This is a genomic window from Klenkia taihuensis (genome assembly GCF_900112525.1).
GTDB lineage: Bacteria > Actinomycetota > Actinomycetes > Mycobacteriales > Geodermatophilaceae > Klenkia > Klenkia taihuensis.
On sequence record NZ_FOMD01000001.1, the window covers coordinates 830,030 to 849,073 of the forward strand.

General features: G+C 77.4%; 16 protein-coding genes. 5 read left to right on the top strand and 11 right to left on the bottom strand.

Annotated elements, in window-relative coordinates; genetic code table 11:
• Positions 1–144: 144 nt before the first annotated feature.
• The 3 genes from BM158_RS04025 (at position 145) to BM158_RS22935 (ending at position 10,459) form a co-directional block, all read left to right on the top strand.
• A complete protein-coding gene (locus BM158_RS04025; RefSeq protein ID WP_091554894.1) occupies positions 145–555 on the top strand; it encodes a YbaB/EbfC family nucleoid-associated protein in 411 nt (136 codons plus the stop codon).
• Complete coding sequence (locus BM158_RS04030) at positions 552–899, top strand: hypothetical protein (RefSeq protein WP_091554896.1); 348 nt, start codon at positions 552–554, stop codon at positions 897–899. Before BM158_RS04025 ends, BM158_RS04030 begins: the two co-directional genes overlap by 4 nt.
• Before the next feature lie 74 nt (positions 900–973).
• A complete protein-coding gene (locus tag BM158_RS22935) occupies positions 974–10,459 on the top strand; it encodes a WXG100-like domain-containing protein (RefSeq protein ID WP_479723821.1) in 9,486 nt (3,161 codons plus the stop codon).
• 7 nt (positions 10,460–10,466) lie between these two features.
• Here BM158_RS22935 and BM158_RS04080 read toward each other — a convergent pair whose 3' ends face one another.
• Genes BM158_RS04080 through BM158_RS04095 form a run of 4 tightly spaced genes read right to left on the bottom strand, consistent with a single transcriptional unit; the run spans position 10,467 to position 12,932 of the window.
• A complete protein-coding gene (locus BM158_RS04080; RefSeq protein ID WP_091554917.1) occupies positions 10,467–11,084 on the bottom strand; it encodes a hypothetical protein in 618 nt (205 codons plus the stop codon).
• Positions 11,084–11,683: a hypothetical protein gene (locus BM158_RS04085; protein WP_091554919.1), complete on the bottom strand. Its 600-nt coding sequence runs from the start codon at positions 11,681–11,683 to the stop codon at positions 11,084–11,086. The genes BM158_RS04080 and BM158_RS04085 overlap by 1 nt, the downstream gene beginning before the upstream one ends.
• The gene (locus BM158_RS04090) at positions 11,680–12,318 is read right to left on the bottom strand and encodes a hypothetical protein (protein ID WP_091554921.1); all 639 of its coding nucleotides are present in this window, start codon (positions 12,316–12,318) and stop codon (positions 11,680–11,682) included. Before BM158_RS04090 ends, BM158_RS04085 begins: the two co-directional genes overlap by 4 nt.
• Positions 12,315–12,932 carry a hypothetical protein gene (locus tag BM158_RS04095; protein ID WP_091554923.1) on the bottom strand — a complete coding sequence of 206 codons (618 nt, stop codon included), beginning with the start codon at positions 12,930–12,932 and terminating at the stop codon, positions 12,315–12,317. The genes BM158_RS04090 and BM158_RS04095 overlap by 4 nt, the downstream gene beginning before the upstream one ends.
• Before the next feature lie 37 nt (positions 12,933–12,969).
• On the opposite strand from BM158_RS04095, the gene BM158_RS21465 reads away from it, so the two are divergent.
• Positions 12,970–14,100 carry a hypothetical protein gene (locus BM158_RS21465; protein ID WP_091554925.1) on the top strand — a complete coding sequence of 377 codons (1,131 nt, stop codon included), beginning with the start codon at positions 12,970–12,972 and terminating at the stop codon, positions 14,098–14,100.
• Between the two features lie 2 nt (positions 14,101–14,102).
• On the opposite strand, the gene BM158_RS04105 is transcribed toward BM158_RS21465, so the two are convergent.
• The 3 genes from BM158_RS04105 to BM158_RS04115 all read right to left on the bottom strand — a co-directional run bounded on the left by BM158_RS04105 (position 14,103) and on the right by BM158_RS04115 (position 15,538).
• Positions 14,103–14,327 (bottom strand): hypothetical protein, encoded by a 225-nt coding sequence (locus tag BM158_RS04105; protein WP_091554929.1) that lies wholly within the window; start codon positions 14,325–14,327, stop codon positions 14,103–14,105.
• A 108-nt stretch (positions 14,328–14,435) separates the two neighbouring features.
• On the bottom strand, positions 14,436–14,921 hold the full coding sequence (locus tag BM158_RS04110; RefSeq protein ID WP_165628829.1) for an SSI family serine proteinase inhibitor: 486 nt from the start codon (positions 14,919–14,921) through the stop codon (positions 14,436–14,438).
• Positions 14,922–14,926: 5 nt separating this feature from the next.
• Positions 14,927–15,538, bottom strand: a complete 612-nt coding sequence (locus tag BM158_RS04115; protein WP_207506151.1) for a TetR/AcrR family transcriptional regulator — start codon at positions 15,536–15,538, stop codon at positions 14,927–14,929.
• A gap of 54 nt (positions 15,539–15,592) precedes the next feature.
• Between BM158_RS04115 and BM158_RS04120 the strand changes: the two genes are divergently transcribed.
• Complete coding sequence (locus BM158_RS04120) at positions 15,593–16,684, top strand: ABC-2 transporter permease (RefSeq protein WP_109504823.1); 1,092 nt, start codon at positions 15,593–15,595, stop codon at positions 16,682–16,684.
• On the opposite strand, the gene BM158_RS04125 is transcribed toward BM158_RS04120, so the two are convergent.
• From BM158_RS04125 to BM158_RS21675, 4 genes are read right to left on the bottom strand one after another with little or no spacing between them, the layout of a single operon-like run.
• Positions 16,611–17,342 carry a GAF and ANTAR domain-containing protein gene (locus BM158_RS04125; RefSeq protein WP_091554933.1) on the bottom strand — a complete coding sequence of 244 codons (732 nt, stop codon included), beginning with the start codon at positions 17,340–17,342 and terminating at the stop codon, positions 16,611–16,613. The genes BM158_RS04120 and BM158_RS04125 overlap by 74 nt on opposite strands.
• Positions 17,339–18,088 (bottom strand): GAF and ANTAR domain-containing protein, encoded by a 750-nt coding sequence (locus BM158_RS04130; RefSeq protein ID WP_091554935.1) that lies wholly within the window; start codon positions 18,086–18,088, stop codon positions 17,339–17,341. Before BM158_RS04130 ends, BM158_RS04125 begins: the two co-directional genes overlap by 4 nt.
• A complete protein-coding gene (locus BM158_RS21670; protein WP_165628830.1) occupies positions 18,085–18,600 on the bottom strand; it encodes a GAF domain-containing protein in 516 nt (171 codons plus the stop codon). Before BM158_RS21670 ends, BM158_RS04130 begins: the two co-directional genes overlap by 4 nt.
• Positions 18,597–18,956, bottom strand: a complete 360-nt coding sequence (locus BM158_RS21675; protein ID WP_165628831.1) for an STAS domain-containing protein — start codon at positions 18,954–18,956, stop codon at positions 18,597–18,599. Before BM158_RS21675 ends, BM158_RS21670 begins: the two co-directional genes overlap by 4 nt.
• Between the last annotated feature and the right edge of the window lie 88 nt (positions 18,957–19,044).

The window sequence follows — 19,044 nt, forward strand, 5'->3', positions numbered from 1 at the left end:
CGGCGGGGGCGCTGCGGGCCGTCGGTCGGGCGGGAGTCTACCGAGTCCGGCGGGTCCGCACATCCGTCGTCCAGGTGACCGGGACACCTCCGGTCCGTATCCTCGTCCCGTCGTCCGTGCCCGCAGCCGTGGAAGGAGGTCGTCGTGACCGCCGCCGACCGCCCCGACACCGCGGGCCTCGCCGCGCTCGCGGAGAGCCTGCGCGGCACCGCGGAGAAGCTGGCCACCGAGGGTCCCGCCGTCGCGGCGCGGGCCAAGGCCGTGCAGGTCACGAAGACCTCCGACGACGGCCTGGTCACCGTCACCGTCGGCGCCCGGGGCGAGCTGGTGCAGCTCGACATCGACCCGCGGGTCTTCCGCCGTCCCGATGCCCGGGAGCTGGCCGACACCATCACCGAGACCGTCCACGCCGCCGCCGCGCAGGCGCAGGAGCAGGTCCTCGACGTCTTCCAGTCGCTGGTGCCCCGCGAGGTCATGCAGGCGCACATCAGCGGTGACACCGACGCCGTCGTCGACGGCATGCAGCAGCAGATGAGCGGGAGGGGCTGGTCGTGAGCGGATCGGGCGGGCAGAGCAACGTCGAGATCGACCCCCAGCAGGTGGCGAACGCGACGGCGCAGATGGACGCCACGGCCTCGAAGCTGGAGAGCTCCTGGACCGACGCGATCTCCGCGATCGAGGGCCTGAACAACGCCGGCACCTGGGGCACCGACGGGCCGGGCGAGGAGTTCCAGCGCGCCTACACCGAGTCCGGCGGCACCGAGGTCGGCGCCAAGGGCCAGGCCGCCGTCACCGACGTCGGGAAGTTCGGCCCCGACGTCCGCACCGCCGTGCAGAACTCGCTGGCCTCCGACGAGGTCCAGGCCGGCCAGGTCGACGTGGACGTCAAGGGGCTCTGAGCGGGTGACCGGCCCGGCCACGGCCGGGCTGGCAGACTCCCCGCACCGGTGACGACGCGCAGACGGGGGGTGGGATGAGCGGCGACATCGAGCCGGCCTGGGAGTTCCTCGGCCTGCCCGACTGGGCCAGCGAGCTGCTCTCCTACGTGTCGTCCGGGCAGGAGTGGCCCAAGGGCAGCGAGTCGAAGCTGTGGGAGCTCGCCGAGCACTGGCAGTCCCTCGCCGATGCCCTCGACACCGCGCTGGGCGAGGAGTCCGGGGCGGTCGAGAACCTCCTCGCCGGGTGGTCCAGCCCGGCGACCCAGGCCTTCCTGGACCGGGTGCAGAAGACGCTGTACGCCGAGGAGGGCGACAGCATCGCGAAGATGCTCGGCCAGGCGGGGGCCCTGTCGCAGCAGTCGCACGCGATGGGCGTGCAGGTCCAGTACGCCAAGATCTCGGTCAACGTCGCCTTCTACGTCGCGCTGATCTCGGCCTTCATCGCCGTCCTGGCCGCGTTCTTCACCTTCGGCACCTCGACGGTCGCCCTCGGACCCATCGGCATGGCGCTGCGGGAGGCCGCGCGGCGGATCATCCAGCAGCTGCTGAGCCTGGCCGGCAAGAAGGTCGCCCAGCAGGTGATGACCCGCGCGGCCACCCAGCTGGGCACCCGGGTCGCGCAGCGCACCCTCACCCAGCGCCTGGCGCGCGAGGTGGCGGAGGAGGTGGCGGAGGAGGTCGCCATCGACGCCATCTCGCAGGGCTACCAGGTGGCCACCGGGACCCGCGACGGCTTCGACCTGCAGCAGCTGGGCATCTCGGCGGTCGCCGGCGCCGCCGGCGGCGTCATCGGGATGGGCGTGGGCGGCATGGTCAGCCGGGTCCCCGGCATCTCGCACCTGGGCCGGGTCGGGGCGAACGGCAACCCGCTCACCGCGCCCATCAAGCGGTGGCCCGGGACGGCCGTGCAGGCCGGCGTCACCAACGGCATCACCTCCCCGCTGGCCAGCGCGGTCGGCAACGGCGTGTTCACCGGCGACTTCTCGGTCGACTTCTCCGCGGGCCTCGGCGCCGCGGCCGCCGGTGTCGGGCGCGCGGGGACGATCAGCCCGTTCAGCCCCGAGGTCGCCTCCGCCGTGCGGAGCCCGATCGACACGATGGCCGAGGGCATGGCCTCCGCGCAGAACGCGTCGGCGGGTCTGCCGGTCGACGTCGCGTCGCAGCAGGCGCACGCCGACTACGCCAACTCCGTCGGTGCCGACGGCACCCCGTTCCTGGGCAACCCGGGCGCGGCCGGCAGCGGGGTGGGCAACCCGGCCACCGGCGCGGGGACGGCGGGCGCCGGCGCACCGTCGGGCGCCGGGTCGACGGCGACCGGCGGCGCGCCGGCCGCCGGGGGTTCTGGTTCGTCGTCGGCGTCGTCGGCCTCGTCGGCGTCGTCGCCGGGTGCCGGGAGCTCGGGCGGGGCGACGGCGGGCAGCTCCGGCACCCCGGCCTCCTCCTCCGGGAGCCCGGCCGCGGGTACGTCCTCGGCGGCACCCGGCGCCGCCGGGTCGGGCTCGCCGTCTTCGGGCACGCCGTCCTCGGGCACGCCGTCGTCGGGGACGCCGACCAGTGCCTCGCCAGGTACGCCGTCGTCGGGTACGCCGTCGTCGGGTACGCCGTCGTCGGGGACGCCGACCAGTGCCTCGCCGGGTACGCCGTCGTCGGGGACGCCGTCGTCGGGGACGCCGACCTCTGCCTCGCCGAGCACGCCTTCGACGAGCATGCCGTCGACAAGCACGCCCTCGTCGAGCACGCCGACCTCTGCCTCGCCGAGCACGCCGTCGGCGGGGACGCCGTCGTCGGGGACGCCGACCTCTGCCTCGCCGAGCACGCCTTCGACGAGCACGCCTTCGACGAGCACGCCCTCGTCGAGCACGCCGACCTCTGCCTCGCCGAGCACGCCGTCGTCGGGGACGCCGTCGTCGGGGACGCCGACCTCTGCCTCGCCGAGCACGCCGTCGACGAGCACGCCGTCGACGAGCACGCCGTCCTCGGTCACGCCGTTGTCGGGGACGCCGACCTCTGCCTCGCCGACGAGCGCCACGGCCTCGACGGGCCTGACCGGACCGAGCGCACTGTCGAACGTGTCCGCGACGCCGTCGATGTCGGACCGGGCACCTACCGCAGGCCCGTCGGACGGAGCACGCGAGCAAGCGGGTCCGTCGGACGAGACCGGCAGGACAGTCCGCACCGGTGAGACCACGGAAGGGCTGGAGCAGACCGATGGCGGTGTACCTGCTGTACAGGCGGGGGGAGCAGACGCCCGAGGCGGTGGAGTACCGCTGGGGGCCCAGCGAGGAGGACCTCTCGAGCAGGGTGGTGCTCGATCCTCGGGATCCGACGGCGTGGCCGACGGTGGGCGGGGACCACGCGCAGATGCCGATGGTGGTCCGAGCGGTCATCAGGAGGCTGCGAGCGACGGGGACGTGGCCGGAGCGGGGCGTCGTGCAGCACTGACCGACCCACGGCCCCCCGACCGCACGGGACAGATGGGCGCACGCGACGCCGCGATCTCGCACACCGGCACGACGGGCGAGCCGAACGGCCGTGCAGGCGACCTCCTGCAGCGGAAGGGTTCACCGGCGAGGAGGGAGACCGCTGACCATGGGGGCAGCCGGGAGCAGGAGGCCCGTGGCGCGCAGAGCGTCGGTGACGGTGCGGTTCCTGGTGCAGGACAGGTTCGCGATCCCGGGCCGGGGACCGGTGCTGACGGGTCTGCTGACCGCGGGGCAGATCAGCAACGGGGACGTCCTGACCGTGGAGGGCACGAGCAGGTCCGTCCGGATCTCCTTCGTGGACGTCCACCGACGGGAGACGCCGGAGGGCCCGGTGATCGGGCTGGAGGTCCACCCGGAGGACGCGCACCTGGTGACGGCGGGGATGGTCCTGGTCGGCCCGGCGGACGCAGCGACGGCCTAGCCGGAGCGGCGGGGGGAGCACCCCGGACCGACGGGCTGCACAGCAGCGGCCGGGACGGCATGATGACCAGCGCCGATGCGCTCGCCGGTGGCGCACAGGTCGAGATCTCGCTGCAGAGCGTGCACGAGGTCGCCTCGGCTTTGGGGATCGACCTGGGGCGAGCCGACGTCGTACTGGGGACGACGCCGGACGACGTGGCCTACTACGACGGCAGGCGAGCGTTCGGCTCCACCAATGCCGGCGCGGACGGTCGGCCGGTGGTCGTGCTCGCCCCGTCGGCCTTCGCGGACATCGAGACCCTGGTCAAGACCGTCGCGCACGAGGCGGTCCACGTCGAGCAGTGGCTGGCCGGACAGGTCGTGGACAGCAACACGGCTGCCCTGGAGCAGGAGGCGGATGCCGTCGAGCAGGCGGCCTGGGAGAGCTACCGGAGGGGTGGAGATGGGCGTGCGCTACCGGGTCCAGCGGACCTACGAGCTGACGGGGAGGGGACCGGCGGCGCTGGGTTGGCTGGAGGACGGGGAGATCCCCTTCTCCGCGTCGACCCTGCAGGTCGAGGGGACGGCCACGGTGGTCCGGATCCGGTCGAGGGAGATGCACTCCAGCTCGACGGAGGACGGCGAGCTGCTGGGGATCTTCCTGCACCCGGAGGACGCGGACCTGGTGACGGCGGGGACGGTCCTGGTCGGCCCGACGGACTGAACGACGCCGGCTGGCCGGCACCGAGGAACGCCCGGCCGGACGGCACGGTGGAGCTGGCCGACGGCTCCGTCGTGCAGCCGCAGCTGGGCCGCGCGCAGCTGCCCGACACCGGCGGCTGGCGCGAGGGCCTGGCGGACGCCCTCCCGCCGGGGATGACCGAGGCCGAGTTCACCGCCGCCGCCGGCAGCCCGGCGAGCACCCCGCTCACCCAGCAGCAGGTCGACGCCATCCGGGCGGTGCGCGACGGCGTGACCACCGGCCCCGGTGAGGTGATGCAGAAGGCCCTCACCCCCGAGACCCTGCGCAACTACCTGACCGGCAACGACGTGCCGGGCATCTTCTCCCCGACGACGACGAAGGGGTTCACCGCCCGGGCGGTGGACGTGCTCGGCCTGGACACCCCGGCCGACGTGCAGCAGGGGCTCCGGCTGGACTACACCGACCCCGGCTACGTCGGCCGCGAGGGCCGCCCCCCGTACGACCCGTCCGACCCGTCGGTCGCGGTCCTGCGGTACGCCGACGACGGCACGTCCGGCTTCACGGTGCCCTACGGCCGGCAGCTGGGCGGGCCGGCGAACTACGCCAGCCCGTTCACCGGCACCGGGTTCACCGAGGACCCGGTGAACCCGGTGCCGGAGTTCGAGGACAGCAGTTTCCGTCCGCTGCCCGACGGCGCGGAGATCTGGGCGCTGGACCCGCAGGGCGGCGAGACCCTGCTGGCCGTCTACGCCCAGGACGTCGACGACCCGTCGCAGGGCGCGTGGTACCCCACCGCCGCGGCGACGGCGTGGGCCACGAGCGGCGACACCGCACCCCCGGCCACCGGCCCGACCACCCCAGGAGGACCCCGTGCCCGAAACGACTCCCCGGACCCCGGACGGCCTGTACCTGGTGTGGGCCGGTCGGACCTGGACGGGGGCGGTCCGCTCACCGACGACGGCGGTGCTGCTCAGCCGCGAGCCGGAGGAGGGCTTCACCCCGCGGAACCCGGGTCGGGGCTACCAGCGGGAGGTCCCGTTGACGGAGGTCGAGGTCTTCCGGCTGACCACGACGGCGACCTGGCGGGGAGCCAGGTTCCAGGTGCTGGGCCGGACGGCGGACCAGGTGCACCTGGGCTACCTGGGGCACGACCAGCAGGAGGCGGAGAGCCTGGGTCTGACCCAGCGCGAACCGGGGGTGTTCACCACGACGGTGCCGGCGTCCGAGGTGGTGCAGGAGACGCAGGAGCGCAGCCCGGCCTCCTGACGGCCGTCGCCGATGCCCTCGGCGCGGCGTCCGGGGTGGCCCCGGAGGTCGTCGCCCGCGCCGCCGGGCACGACGTCGTCCGGGTCGGTCCGCGGCTGGCCGTCGTCGGCCCCGGCGGCCCGGTCGACGCCGACGCCGCCCTCGGCCAGGTCGCCCGGGCCCTCGCGCAGGACCCCGCCCACGGCACCCTGGCGCAGGAGCTGGCCGACGGGCTGCGCACCGGGTCGGTCGCCTGCGTGCAGGTCGGCACCGGCCCCGACGGCGCGCCCCTCGCCCAGGAACTGCCGACCACCTCCACGTGGCAGCCCGGCCAGGACGAGACCGGGGTGCCGCGGCAGGTCGTGGAGGCCGGCCGGTACACCGAGCCCCCGGCCGGCACGGCGGAGCGGCTGCGGGACGCCGTCCGCGCCTCGGGCGGCGACCTCGCGGCGTGGCTGGCCCAGGTCAACCCGCAGTTCCACGACCTCCCGCCGACCTCCCCCGAGGCCGGCGACTGGACCAACAACTGCGGCGACGTCTCGCGGCGGGTGGCCGACGCCGTCCAGGGGCTGGGGGCCACCCCGGCCCGGGGGGACACCCACCGCGGGGAGGGCGCGGAGATGTGGGCCTGGGCCGGGGTGCGGCCCGGTCCCGGCGACGGGCTGGTCGCCCCGACCCCGGTGGCCGAGCCGGGGACGGACGGACCACCGCCGGTCGACGACACCACGGCCTTCACCCGCGATGCGTGGGACGCCGTGGCCCGGGCGCTGGAGGGTCGTCCGGTGGGCACCGTCGCGGTCGTCGGCGTGGACTGGCACGCCACCGGTCTGCCCCGCGGTCCGCTGGGCGGGCACTGGTTCAACGCCGTCGTCGGCCCCGACGGGCTGCTGTGGGTGGACGGCCAGGACGGCTCGATCGGCCGCTGGCCGCCGTCCTACCGCGACACCATCTGGAACATCGAGGCGATCGCCCGGCCACCGGGCGGCGCGTGGGAGGCGGTGGGCCTTGGCCGACCAGGAGCGGACGACGGAGGAGACGGCGGTCGAGCTGGTCCGGGATTGGCTGTCACGCGCCCCGACGCCAGCGCCGGAGCAGGAGTGGACGGTGCTGCCGTTCCAGGACGCCGTGCTGGTCTGCCCGGTGACCCAGGCGCGCGGGGGGTCGATCTACCTGGTGCGGCGGGGCGAGGTCCGGCCGGTCCTGTCCAACCGCAGCAGGACCCCGCAGGAGGTCTACGAGGACCTGGTGGCCGAGCAGGGGAGCTGACCCCCGAGCAGGCCCGGCGGCTGGCGGACCTGCGGCAGCGGCTGGTCGAGGGGGGCGCCCTCGACCGGCGGGCGGCCCGCGGGCCGGCGCAGGAGCTGCTCGCCGAGCTGGACCTGGTCCAGGGCCGCGCCGACACCGGCACCGGGCAGGTGGTCGGCGACAGCCCGGACGTCGAGGTCCGGCTGGCCCGCCTGCCCGCCGACGTCGAGGCCGACGTCCGCACCGTCAACGAGCTCCTCGGGAACACCGGGGTGCCCGAGGCCGTGGCCGGACGGGTCGCGACCGTCGTCCGCGCCGTGTTCGGGGGCGGGCTGACCGCCGTGCTCGCGCAGGCCCCCGGTGTCCTCGTGGGGTGGCTGAGCGGGGACCTCAGCAAGCTGGCCACCGCCGTCTCCTCGGGTGCGGTCGGCATCGCGGCCTCGGCCTCCATCGGGCTCGCCGACCGCGTCCACGCCCGGCTGACCGCGCGCCTGGCCGTGCAGGACGACGCCCGACGCGGCCCGGCCCCCGCCGTCCGGGGCGTCCTCGACGCCGCCCTGGCCCGGCTGGCGGCCGAGGCCGAGGCCTACGGCACCGAGCTGGCCGCGCGCCACGACACCCCCGTCGGGCGGGCCCGTCCCGCCCGCACGCTGCCCCCGGTCACGACCGCCCCCGGCGGGGCCACCCCGTCCGCCTCCGGTCCGCCGGCCGGTCCGGGCAGCACCCCGTCGGTGCCGAGCACGCGGGCCTGGGTCGGCAAGGCGCTCGCCGGCCCCGGCACGACCGTGGTCGGCGTCGCCGTGCTGGCCGTCGTCTCCCTGCCGCTGGCGCCGGCGCTGGCCTGGGGCGCGCTCGCGTCCACGGCGGCGGCCGCGCTGGTCGCCGCCGCGCAGCGCTCCGCCGCCGGGACCAAGGCCGAGCTCGAGGCCGCCCGCCGGTCGGTCGAGCGGGCCCGGTCGCAGGCCTGGGCGCAGGCACGGGGCGCCGCCGAGCTGGCCGCCGAGGCCCGCAGCCGGCAGGACGTCGAGGAACGGCTGGCCGGGGTGCAGGGCGAGCTGACCGGCCGCCCGCCGGCCGCACCGGACGGCGCCACCGCACCCGACGGCGAGCCGCTGCTGGCGCCGGGACCGGTCACCGGGCCGCTGGACCCCCTCGCGCTGGGCCCCGTCGACCAGGACCGGCTGGCCGAGGTGGCAGCCGCAGCGCAGGCGGTGCTGGACGCCGGCGACGCCGTCACCCCCGCACAGCTGGCCCGGCTGCGGTCCGCGGCCGAGGACGCCGGGATGCTCAGCGACCCCACCGGCACCGGCACCGACCCCGACGAGCTCGGCTGGCCGCACCGCCGCCTGCTCCTGGACCCGGAATTGCAACCGGTCCTGCAGAAGCTGGACACCCTGCCCAGCGGGGTGCCCTCCCTGCGCAGCCACCTGGCCAACGCGGCGTGGGGGGTCGGCCTGCCCGGGGTCATGACCGCGCTGCCCGGGGTGCTGCTCGGCGTCGGCGTGGGCCCCCTCGCCCTCGTCGCGGCGGGGCTGGTCCCGGTCGCCACGGCCGTGGCCACCGCGGTCCGCCAGCACGGCGCGGCCACCCGGGTCGAGCAGGCCGTGCAGGCACGCGCGCAGGTGAAGGCGGACCTGCCCGCCGCCGCCCGCGGGGTGCTCGACGCCGAGCTGGCCGACGCCCGGGCGGTCACCGACGCGCGCCGGGGCGACCTCGAGGCCGCCGAGCAGGTCGCCGACGACGTGGCGGCGGTGCGGGAGGCCCGCGCGGCGCGTCGCCGGACGGTGGCGGAGCGGGTCCTGGGCGCGCTGGCGGGTCCGGCCGACCCGGTCGTCGAGCTGCCGCAGGCCCCGGCCACCCCGGCACCCGTTCCCCCGACCGCGCCCGCCCCGGCCGGCGCCGTCGCACCCGACCGGCCGATCAGCGCGCCCTGGCTGCGCTCGGCCCTCACCGCCGTGAGCGCCCCGGTCGTCGGCACCGTCACCGCGGTCCTGGCCTGGCAGGCCACCTTCGCCGACCAGGCCGGGTCGCTGTTCGACCCCGCGACCTGGACGGCACTGGACGGTCTGCCCCAGGTCGGGGCGGTCGCGGTCACGGCCGCTGCCGCGGCGGTCCTCGCGGTGGGTTCCAGCAGCGTGGTGGACGCCTGGTCGGATCGCTCGGCGGCCGCGGCGAAGGAACGCCGCGCGGCCGCGCTGAAGGTGCACGAGGCCGCCCGGGCCACCGCACGGCGCGAGGTGGAGCTGGGCCGCGCCCGCGCGAGGCGGGACGGTCTCCTGGACGCCGTCCGGCGGTCGGAGGCCGGCGACATCGCCCGGGCACTGGACGGCGAGCGGCAGGCGGAGGCGGCCGTGCCGCACCGGCCGGCGGGCCTGGTGCCGCGGCTGGTGGAGTGGATGCGCACGCAGACCCGGGCCGTGGTCGACCTCGTGCTGGACGGCACCCGGCCCGGCGACCCGGCGCACCGGGCAGCGCTGTCCCGGCTCGCCGCGGACCTGCCGGCGGTGCCCCGGGACGAGGCCCCGGCCGGCATCGCCCGGGTGGTGGCCGCGGCCCGCGAGGCCGGCATCGGCCCCGGCGACGTCCCCGGCAGCCCTGAGCTGGACCGCGTCCTGGCGGCCGACCGAGCCGTCGGCGGAGAGGGTGCCGTCGACTGGGCCCACGTCGCGAAGATCGCCAACGCGGTGGGCTGGTGGCCCGAGGAGGAGGAGCCGCTGCCCCGCGTCGCCGGCCTCCTCCGGCCCGGGCTGGCCGAGCCCGGACCGGCCGCACCCGCACCCGGGGGCCCGGCTCCGCAGGGTCCGGCTCCGCAGACCCCGGGTCCGCAGGCCTCGGCTCCGCAGGCCCCGGCTCCGCAGGCCCCGGCTCCGCAGGCTCCGGCTCCGCAGGGTCCGCCCCAGCGCGCGGCAGCCGGCCCGCCGCCCTTCCCCTACGCCCCGCCCCCGCCCCGGCCGACGGCCCCCGTCCCGGAACCGGCCGACGCGGGCGTGCTGGTGGCGGAGTGGCCCGACGGGGCGGGCCGGACGCTGGCCGTCGTCGTCGACGTCACCTCCCCGGGTGGCCAGGTGCTGCACCTGCTCGCCCGGTGGGTCGAGGGCGGCGGGCGGCCGCCGGTGCTGGTGCTGTCGCAGCTGCCCGGCGAGTCGTTCTGGTGGGGTGTGCCGGCCGCCGTGCAGCTCGCCGTGGCCACCGCGCTGGCCAGGCTCCTGCCCGGGGCCGGTGTCGACCGGCTGCGGGGCGCGGTCCTGCTGGCCGAGCGCCCCGGCCCGGGCGGGCGGCCCGACCTGGCCCGCATCCCGGCGGTCGTCGAGCCCGGCGGGACCCTGCGGACCACGGTCGGACCCACCCCGCTGGTGCCGGAGGAGGCGCAGGCCGCGGCGTCCGCGCTGCGGTTGGCCCCGGTGGCCGAGCTGCTCGGCCGGCTGGCGAGCACCCCGGCGCGGTGACCGCCGGTCAGGCGGACGTGTCGAGGTAGCCGGCCCCCGCCGTCGTCATCTGCACGACGGTGTCCCACACGGTGCGCAGCGCGGCCCGCTGCACGCCGGCGTCGGGCTCGCGGCCGAGGTCCTCGGCCCACACCCGCTCCAGCCCCTCGGCGGCACTGCGCAGGTCGCCGGCGAGGACGGCCAGCAGCCACACCTCGACGTCCTGGCCGGCGAGCCGGGTGAGCGGGGGCAGCCCGGGCAGCCCGTAGCCCATGCTGCCGTCGGGGTCGCCGCCGGTGGCCGACCCGAGCGGGCGGGCCCGCACGGTGGCCGACACCCGCGCGGCGTCGGCGTCACGGGGGTCGACGTGCACGAGCAGGCCCCGGTCCACCAACCGGGGTACGGCCTCCTCCGGGCGCGCCCCGAGGCCGATGATCCGCTCCGCGACGCGCCCCGCACCGGCGCCGCTGACCGAGTCGGCGCGGGCCCGCGACCAGATGCGGCCGTCCTCCGGGGTGAGCACCTCGGCGGACGACCCGTGCCGCACCACGAGGCGGCGCGGACCATGGCCGGCGGGGTCGTGGTGCTCCCCGAGCGGGTGGCCGACCGGCAGGATCCACCCCTGCCACTGCGCGACGGGGGGCATCACACCTCCCCGGCCGGTTGCAGGCAGACCAGGCCCAGCGCGCTCAGCGCGGGCAGCGAACCGACCGCCAGGCGCAGCACGCCGTCGCCGTCGCCGTCCACCGGCGTGCCGGCGTCGCGGGCGAAGCCGGCCACGGCGTCGCACGCCGCGCCGAGGTCGGGCCAGCGGTGGGCCAGGGCCAGCACGTTGTGCAGCACCCACGGCACGCGGGCGAGCTCGACGTCGCCGAGGCCGTACCGGTGCACCGCCGGGTCGGCGGGGTCGGTGCCCCAGCCCTCCGCCAACGGCAGCAGCGTGAGGGTGCCGGCCACCGGGCGCGGGTCGGCCGGGTCCACGCCGACGACGGCGCCCTGCTCGACGAGCCGCTCCAGGACGGCGACCGCCTCGGCCTCGTCCAGCCCGGCGGTGCGGGCGACGTCGGCCGGCGTCCAGGGCTGCCCGACGGGCCACCCGGGCGCACCGCGGGTGGCCGCCCACACCCGGTGGGTCCGGGCGTCCCACGGTTCGGGCAGCCGGCGACCGACCAGCACGGCGGCACGGTCGGGCCACAGCTCGTAGCACCAGCCCAGCGCCAGCAGACCCGGTCCCGGCAGGCTCACCGGACGACCTCCAGCCAGCCGGCGCCGACGCAGAGCAGGTCGTGCAGCCAGTCCAGCAGCGCCAGCCGCACCGCCGCCGGGTCGGTCTCCTCGGGCTCGACGCCGTCGTCGTCGACGGCGGACGCGGCGAGGAAGTCCGCGGCGGCGGCCAGGGTGGGCAGCTCGGGCGCCAGGCTCCAGAACTCGTACACCCGGGGCGACACCTCCCGGACCGGGGGAGCGCCGGGCACGCCGATCCCGCAGACGAACCCGCCGGGCCGCTCCTGCTGGCCGAGCCCGCCGAGCCGGCTGAACCAGCGGTGGGTCGCCAGGAACCGCTCGGTGGCGGCGGGGTCGCCGGGGTCGACCTCGGCGACCAGGCCCCGGTCGAGGAGGTCCGCCACGACCCGGTCCAGGTCCGGCGACGGCAGCCCGCCGAGGACCCCGCCCAGCTGGCTGCGGTCCCAGGCCACGTGCCGGACCAGGTGCCCCAGCCCGTGGGCGGCGTCCCAGGCGTCGGCACGGTCGCCGTCCTCGACCAGCACCCCCCGCTCACCGGTACCCACGACGACCCCGCGGCTGCCCGCGCCGTCCTCGTGCAGCTCGCCCAGCCGCTGCCCGACCGGGTACAGGCGGGCGCCGCCCGGGAGGCTCACGACGGCGTCCCGGCCGGGGCGAGCTCCAGGTGGACCGCGCCGACCGCGAGCAGCAGCGGCAGCGCCTCCCGCACCCGTGCGCCGAGCGCCGCGGCGTCCCCGCCGGCCAGGGCCGGCGCCCCGGCCCGGAACCAGAGACCGGCCGCCGACGCGACCGCCGCGGCCAGGTCGGGGAAGCGGTGCGCGCTGGTCACCACGTCGTAGGTCACCCGGTCCAGGCCCACCAGCGGCACCTCGGGGGTGCCCAGGGAGAAGGTGTCGGGGTCGTCGGCGGTGTTGCCCAGGGCCGGCAGCTGCACGACCGCCCGCACCCGGGTGAGCACGGCGTCGTCGTCGGGCGCGGCGAGGGTGACCAGGCCCCGCTCGAGCAGGCCGTCCAGCAGCGGGACGGCGTCGGCGAGCCCGGAGGCGGTCGCCTGCAGCTCGACGTCGGCCAGGGTCCACGGCGCGCGGTGGCCGGGCAGGCCGTGGCACAGCGACCACAGCACCCAGCTCATCGGGTCCAGCTCGTGCACCTGCCGGCCGGCCAGCACGTCGTAGCCGGCCCCGCGCGGCCCCAGGGACCGGCCGACGGGCAGCACCCAGGACGGTCCGGGCAGGGGGGCGGGGGACATCGGGCCGACCCTAGCGGCCCGGTGGCAGGCTGGACGGGTGAGCCGGCCGGTGACCACGACGAACGAGTTCGGCAAGGTGCTGCAGGCCGCCGGTGCGCCCGAGGGGCCGAGCCCGGGGTGGGCGGAGCTGCACGCCGGCTGGCGGTCCCGCCGTCCGCCGGCGGCGCTGGTGCTCGCCGGGGTGCTCGGCGCGCTGACGCCGCTGGCGCTGGCCGCGCTCGCGGTGCTGGTCGTCGCCCGGGCGGTCACCTCGGACGCGGGGCTGTTCCCCCGGGTGCTGGTCCCGGTGCTGCTGGTCGGGATCCTGCTCGGCCTGGCCGCGCTGTGCCTGCGGGGGGTGCTGCGGGCGGTGCACCTCGGTGACACCCGCGGCCTGCGGTTCCCCTCCCGGGTGGCCGGGATCGTCTGCGTGCCCGTCGCCGGGTTCCTGGTGTTCTGGACGCAGGTCCGCGGGAACCCGGTGGAGGCGTCGATGGCCGCCCCCTTCGCGTTCCTGGCGCTGACCCTGCTCCCGGTGCCGCTGCTCGCCGCCCCCGCGGTGCGGCGGTGGCCCACCGAGGTGCTGCTGCGACGCGGCCCGACGGTGCGCAGCGGGTGGGAGGTGTGGGCGTTCCTGCAGGCGCGCCCGCACCGGTGCGGGCAGGTCCTCGCGCTGCCGCCCGGCGGCGCCGAGCCGGTCGCCGACGCCGAGCGCACCGGGGCGGTGCTGCGCGGCGCCTGCCCCCGCTGCGGGCAGCCCTACGCGGTCACCTTCGCCGACGCCCCGCCGGACGAGCGGGCCGCACCCGACGACCCGCTGGCCCTCGGCGCCCGCGGCAGCCGCGGGTCCGGCCTGGGGGGCGGGGACTGGCAGCACCTGGCGACGACGCTGGCGGTGCCCGAGGAGCTCGACGTCGCCGCCGCCGGCACCGCCGCGCTGGGGACCGCGCTGGCCCACGGTGCGGTGTCCGTGCAGGCCACCGCCGAGCTGCTGGCGCTGGTCCCGCCGCACCGCCGCTCGGTGCCGTCGTGGCGGCTGGCCGGGCACCCGCTGCCGCTGGCGCAGAGCACCCGGGAGCTCACCCGGACGGTGCTGCAGCGGCAGGCGGGGGAGCGGCGGGCGCGGGTCGAGCAGGTGCACGCCGAGCTGGTCCGCCGCGGTGCCGCCCCTCCCGACCTGCCCTGGTGAGGTCAGCGCTGGGCGCGGATCTGGGTGCTGGTCTGGGACAGCGGGTCCCACGCACCGGGGTGCCTCTGCCCGGAGTCCACGACCCAGCCGGGCGTGCGCGCAGCGGTGCGCGAGGACGTCGTCGAGCCGCGGCGGGTCGCCGGGCGGGCGCTGAGCCTGACGATCAGCGCGAGCAGCCCGACCAGTGCCAGGAGCACACCACCGATGATCACCAGGGTCGACATCATGGCCTCGACGCTAGGTGACCGACCGGTCCGTCGCCCCGACAGATGTCACCGAACATCACCGGGCAGTCGCGGACAGTGTGCCAATCCTGGTCCCACCCGCCCCACCGGTCACCGGGTGGTGGACAGCAGCTCCGACAGCGCGTCCCACCGGCTGATCGCGCACCCGTCGGTGCGGCTGAACGACGCGTCGACCGGCTGACCGGCGACCGTGCCGCTGACCGTGGCGGTCTGCGGGCCGTCGTACTGCTGGGTGCACACCGCGCCCGGGTCGGGGGCGGCGAACCCGGCGGGGCCGACGGCGGCCACCTGGGTGCAGGCGGCCGCGGGGTCGGGCACGTCGCCGGCGGTCGGGTCGCAGGTCAGCGTGCCGACGACGACGGCCTCGCCGGTGCCGTCGGGGTCGACCACCACGGTCAGCGCCGTGCCGCCCACGGCGGTCGGGGTCGCGGTCGGCGCGGAGGACGGTGCCGAGGTGCCCGCCGGCGACGCGGTGCCCGCCGGCGACGAGGTGCCCGAGGACGTCGTCGCCGTGGCGCCGGTGCCCTGGCCGCCGCCGCACCCGGCCAGCAGGAGCACCGCGCCGGCGAGCAGCACGCGCCTCACGGTGCCCGGTCCACGAGGTCGGCCAGCACCCGCGGCATGACGTCGTCCGGGACGGCGCCGGGGTCGGGGAGGGACTCCAGGGCCAGGCCGTGGGTGAGCGCGAGGATCACGACGGTCAGCCTGCCCGCGTCCCAGCCGGTCTGCACGGGGTGCTCGGCCAGGAACCGCTCCACCACCGCGGCGACCCGGCCGCGCAGCTCGCGCCGGGAGGCGGTGAACGCGGTGCGGACGGCGGGGTCGCGCACCGCCCGCTGCCAGAACTCCAGGTAGAGCAGCTGCCAGGCGGCGTCGGGCCGCGACAGCTGCACACCCACGGCGGCCAGGGCGCCGGGCAGGTCGGTGGTGGCCGCGAGCGCCCGCTCGACGGCGGCGACCCGCGCGGTGGCCTCGGCGGCCATCAGCGCCAGGAACAGCTCGTCCTTGCTGCCGAAGTTCGAGTAGACCGCGCCCTTGGTGAAGCCCGCGGCGGCGGCGACCAGGTCGGTGCTGGCCCCGGCGAACCCGCGCTCGGCGAACACCTCGCGCGCCGCCTCGAGCACCCGCGCCCGCACCTGCTCGCGGCGCGGTCGCGTGCGCACCGTCACGTCGGCTGCCCTTGCCCTGGTCACGCACCGGAGCATACTCGTCGGTATCGGATACGCATCGGTATCGAGGAGTCGAAGATGAGCACGCACGGCCAGCACGAGGCACCGCAGCGGGAGCTGCTGCCGGGTGTGACCCGGCGCGCCGCCGTCCTGGTGGTCGGCGTCCTGCTGCTGCAGCTGGGCTTCGTGCTCAGCTACGTCGGGGCCTTCCACGCCCCGGTCCCGCGCGGGGTGCCGCTCGCCGTCGTAGCCCCGGCCGGGGCGCCGGCGGGCACCGCCGACCAGCTGGTCGCGCAGCTCGACGGCCTGCCCGGGCATCCGCTCGAGGCCACCGCCTACGGCAGCGAGGACGACGCCCGGCAGGCGCTGGCCGACCGACACGTCGACGGCGTCCTGCTGCCCGGCACCGGGACCGAGGACACCCTGCTGGTGGCCGGCGCCGAGGGCGGCGCCGTGGCGACCGCCCTGGAGCAGGTGCTCACCCGGGCCGAGGCGGCCCAGCAGCGCACCCTCACCACCACCGACGCGCTGCCCGCCGGGGACGGCGACGCCCGCGGCCTGTCCGCCTTCTACCTCGCCGTCGGCTGGGTGGTCGGCGGGTACCTCGTCGCCTCGATCATCGGGGTGAGCGCCGGGTCGCGACCGGCCACCCGCGGCCGGGCCATCACCCGGCTGGGGGCGTTGGCGGTCTACGCGCTGGTCAGCGGGCTGGGTGGCGCGCTCGTCGCGGGGCCGGTGCTCGGCGCGCTCGACGGCGGGCACACCCTCGCGCTGACCCTCGTCGGTGCCCTGCTGGTGTTCGCCGTGGGTGCTGCCACCGCCGCCCTGCAGGTCTGGACCGGCCTGGTCGGCATCGGGCTGGCCATCCTCGCCTTCGTGGTGCTGGGCAACCCCAGCGCCGGCGGCGCCTACCCCGCCCCGCTCCTGCCGCCGTTCTGGGCGGCCATCGGACCGTGGCTGCCGCCGGGTGCGGGCACCGGCGCCGTCCGCGGCGTCGTCTACTTCGACGGGGCCGGCGTCGGGCAGGCCGCGGCGGTCCTCGCCGGCTACGCCGTGGTGGGCGCGGTGGCCACCCTGCTCGGGTCCGGGCGGGGGGTCAGCGCCCCGGAGCCGGCCCCGCAGCCGGCCGGTGCCGAGCAGGCTCCGGTGGCTCCGGCACCAGCCCGGTGAGCAGGATCTCCTCGGCGAGATCGCCCAACCGCGTGTTGGTGTGGTTGCTCAGCGTCCGGAGCAGCTCCGCGGCCTGCTCGTAGGGCAGGCGCCGGCTGATCATCGTGATGCCGATGGCCGCCCCGATCGTGCGGTTGGTGATGAGCGCCACCTGGAGGTCGGCCACCTCCAGCCGGGCGCGCACCACGCAGACGGCGGCGGCCAGGTCCGGCACGACCTCGGCCAGCGCCCCACCGGCCACCGCCTGCAGCAGGTCGTCGTCCGCGCCGTAGACGGCGAGCACGGCGCGGGCCCGCTCGGGCCCGGGCAGCGCGATGGCCGCGACCGAGCGGACCGGCGGCCTCCCGTGCGCGGTCGGCAGCCGCCACCGGGCGTCGGCCCACAGGTCAGCGCTGACGACCGGCTGGCCGTCGGTGGCGGCGGCGGCGGGGAACGCCGGGCCCTGGCCGGTGCGGGCCTGGAGACGGTCGACGTCGGGTCCCGCGGGTCCGGCGCCCGCCCAGGGCCGCAGCCGGGGCCCGGCGACGGTCACCACGGTCGCCGACACCGCACCCGGCAGTGCTCCGACCTGCTCGGCGAGCAGTGCCTGGGCGAGCGCGGGCAGCTGGTCGTCGGCGCAGGAGGCGGCCCGCGAGGCGGCGGGCAGCAGGGCGGTCACGACGTCTCACCGGGCAGCCGGCCCGTGGTGGTGAGGGTGCGGGCGACGTCGGCGATGGGCAGCCGGGAGGACCGCGAGGCGCGCCGCAGCGCCGCGAAGGCGTCCCGCTGGGCCAGGCCGTCGCGGGCCATGAGGTAGCCCACCCCGCGCTCGATGGGGGCGCGGTGGCCGATGGCGTAGTCCAGCTGGGCGGCCAGCCGGCCGGCCTGGTGGGCCTGCACGCCGACGGCCAGCATCGTCTCGGCGACCCGGCCGAACCGCTCCAGCGCCCGCACCTGGTCCGCCGTCCACTCCAGCGGCGCCCCGTGGTGCACGTCCAGGCTCCCGACCACGGTGCCGTGCAGGCGCAGCGGGGTGCCCAGCAGGCCGCCGATCGGGCCGGGTGCCGTCCCCGCCTGGACCGCCCGGGCCAGCGCCTCGCCGAACCTCGGCCACCGCGGGTCGGTGGTGGCGTCCCCGGTGGTGGTCGTGCGGTCGTGCGCGAAGGAGTCCATGCACGGGCCCTCGCCGCTGCTCAGCTGGGCGTCCTCGATCGCCCAGCTGGTGTCGTCGGTGGCCACCACGTAGCACAGCCCGCCGTCCTCGTCGGCCAGCATCAGGCCGCAGCCGGCGATGTCGAACAGGCCGGCGCAGGCGTCCACCACGCGTTGCAGCGATGCGTTGAGCAGGTCCTCGCCGCCCGCCCGCGGGTCCGAGTCGAGGTCGCGCAGGGTGCGGGCCAGGGTGTCGGCGTCGATGGCGCTCATGACGGTGCTCCGTCCTGCTCGGCGAGGCCGTCGGTGAGGTGGGCGACGTCCTGTCCGCGGCCGGCCGCGGACAGCAGCAGCAGGTCGGCGACGAGCGCGGCGAAGGTCTGCAGCGCCGCCTGCTGGCGGTCGGTCCAGCCGTGCGGCCAGGCGTCGACGGCGTTGAGGTTCCCGATCACCGCGTCGTCGGCCATGACCGGCGCGCTGAGCACGGCGCGCACCCCGTCGTCGCGCACCAGCACGGCCAGCCCGGCGTAGTCGGGGACGGCGAGCACGTCGGGGACGGCGACCGGGACACCGGCGCGCTGCACGTCCGGGCCCGGCCCGACCCCGGAGGCCACCTGCCCCCGCTCCAGCGCGGCGGCGGCCGCGCCGCTGGTGGTGATGGTGCGCAGCTGGTCGTCGCTGTCGCGCAGCAGCAGGCCGACGCACTCCACGTCGAGGATGGCCGCGACCGACTCGACCAGGTCGGTCAACTGCCCGGCCACCGCGGCCGCACTGTTGCCGGTCACCGTGAGCCCTCGGCGGCCGGCGCCGGCACCAGGTCCAGCCGGCCGGGGTAGACCTCGCAGGCGATCTCGAGCGACCGGGGCGGGTCGACGACCAGCAGGCGGCCGCCGGTGCGCAGGACCTCGGCCTGCAGCCGCACCAGCCCGCGGAAGCCGCGGGCGTCGACGAAGTCGCAGCGTTCCAGCCGCACCAGCACGACGTCGCCGGCGCGGGGTCGCCGCCCGCGGCGCAGGCAGCCGTCGAGCTGGCCGACCGTGAACTGGTCCAGGGGCCCGACCACGTGCACGACCGGTCCGGTGGCCACGGCCACCGGCCCTCGTGTGCGGGTGCGGGTGGGGATGGGGAGGGTGCTGAGCACGGCGCGCTCCGTCCAAGGTCGACCATGAGGTCACCGCGGACACAGGGCGGTGGTGGTGCGTCCCCGCTGTTCTGCAGGAACGGCCCCG

Bases quoted from the DNA above. Each gene is read 5' to 3' on its own strand.
- BM158_RS04095 (WP_091554923.1), bottom strand. From the start codon at position 12,932: ATGTCCCCCGCCCCCCTGCCCGGACCGTCCTGGGTGCTGCCCGTCGGC.
- BM158_RS04080 (WP_091554917.1), bottom strand. From the start codon at position 11,084: ATGCCCCCCGTCGCGCAGTGGCAGGGGTGGATCCTGCCGGTCGGCCAC.
- BM158_RS04120 (WP_109504823.1), top strand. From the start codon at position 15,593: ATGAGCACGCACGGCCAGCACGAGGCACCGCAGCGGGAGCTGCTGCCG.
- BM158_RS04105 (WP_091554929.1), bottom strand. From the start codon at position 14,327: ATGATGTCGACCCTGGTGATCATCGGTGGTGTGCTCCTGGCACTGGTC.
- BM158_RS22935 (WP_479723821.1), top strand. From the start codon at position 974: ATGAGCGGCGACATCGAGCCGGCCTGGGAGTTCCTCGGCCTGCCCGAC.
- BM158_RS04130 (WP_091554935.1), bottom strand. From the start codon at position 18,088: ATGAGCGCCATCGACGCCGACACCCTGGCCCGCACCCTGCGCGACCTC.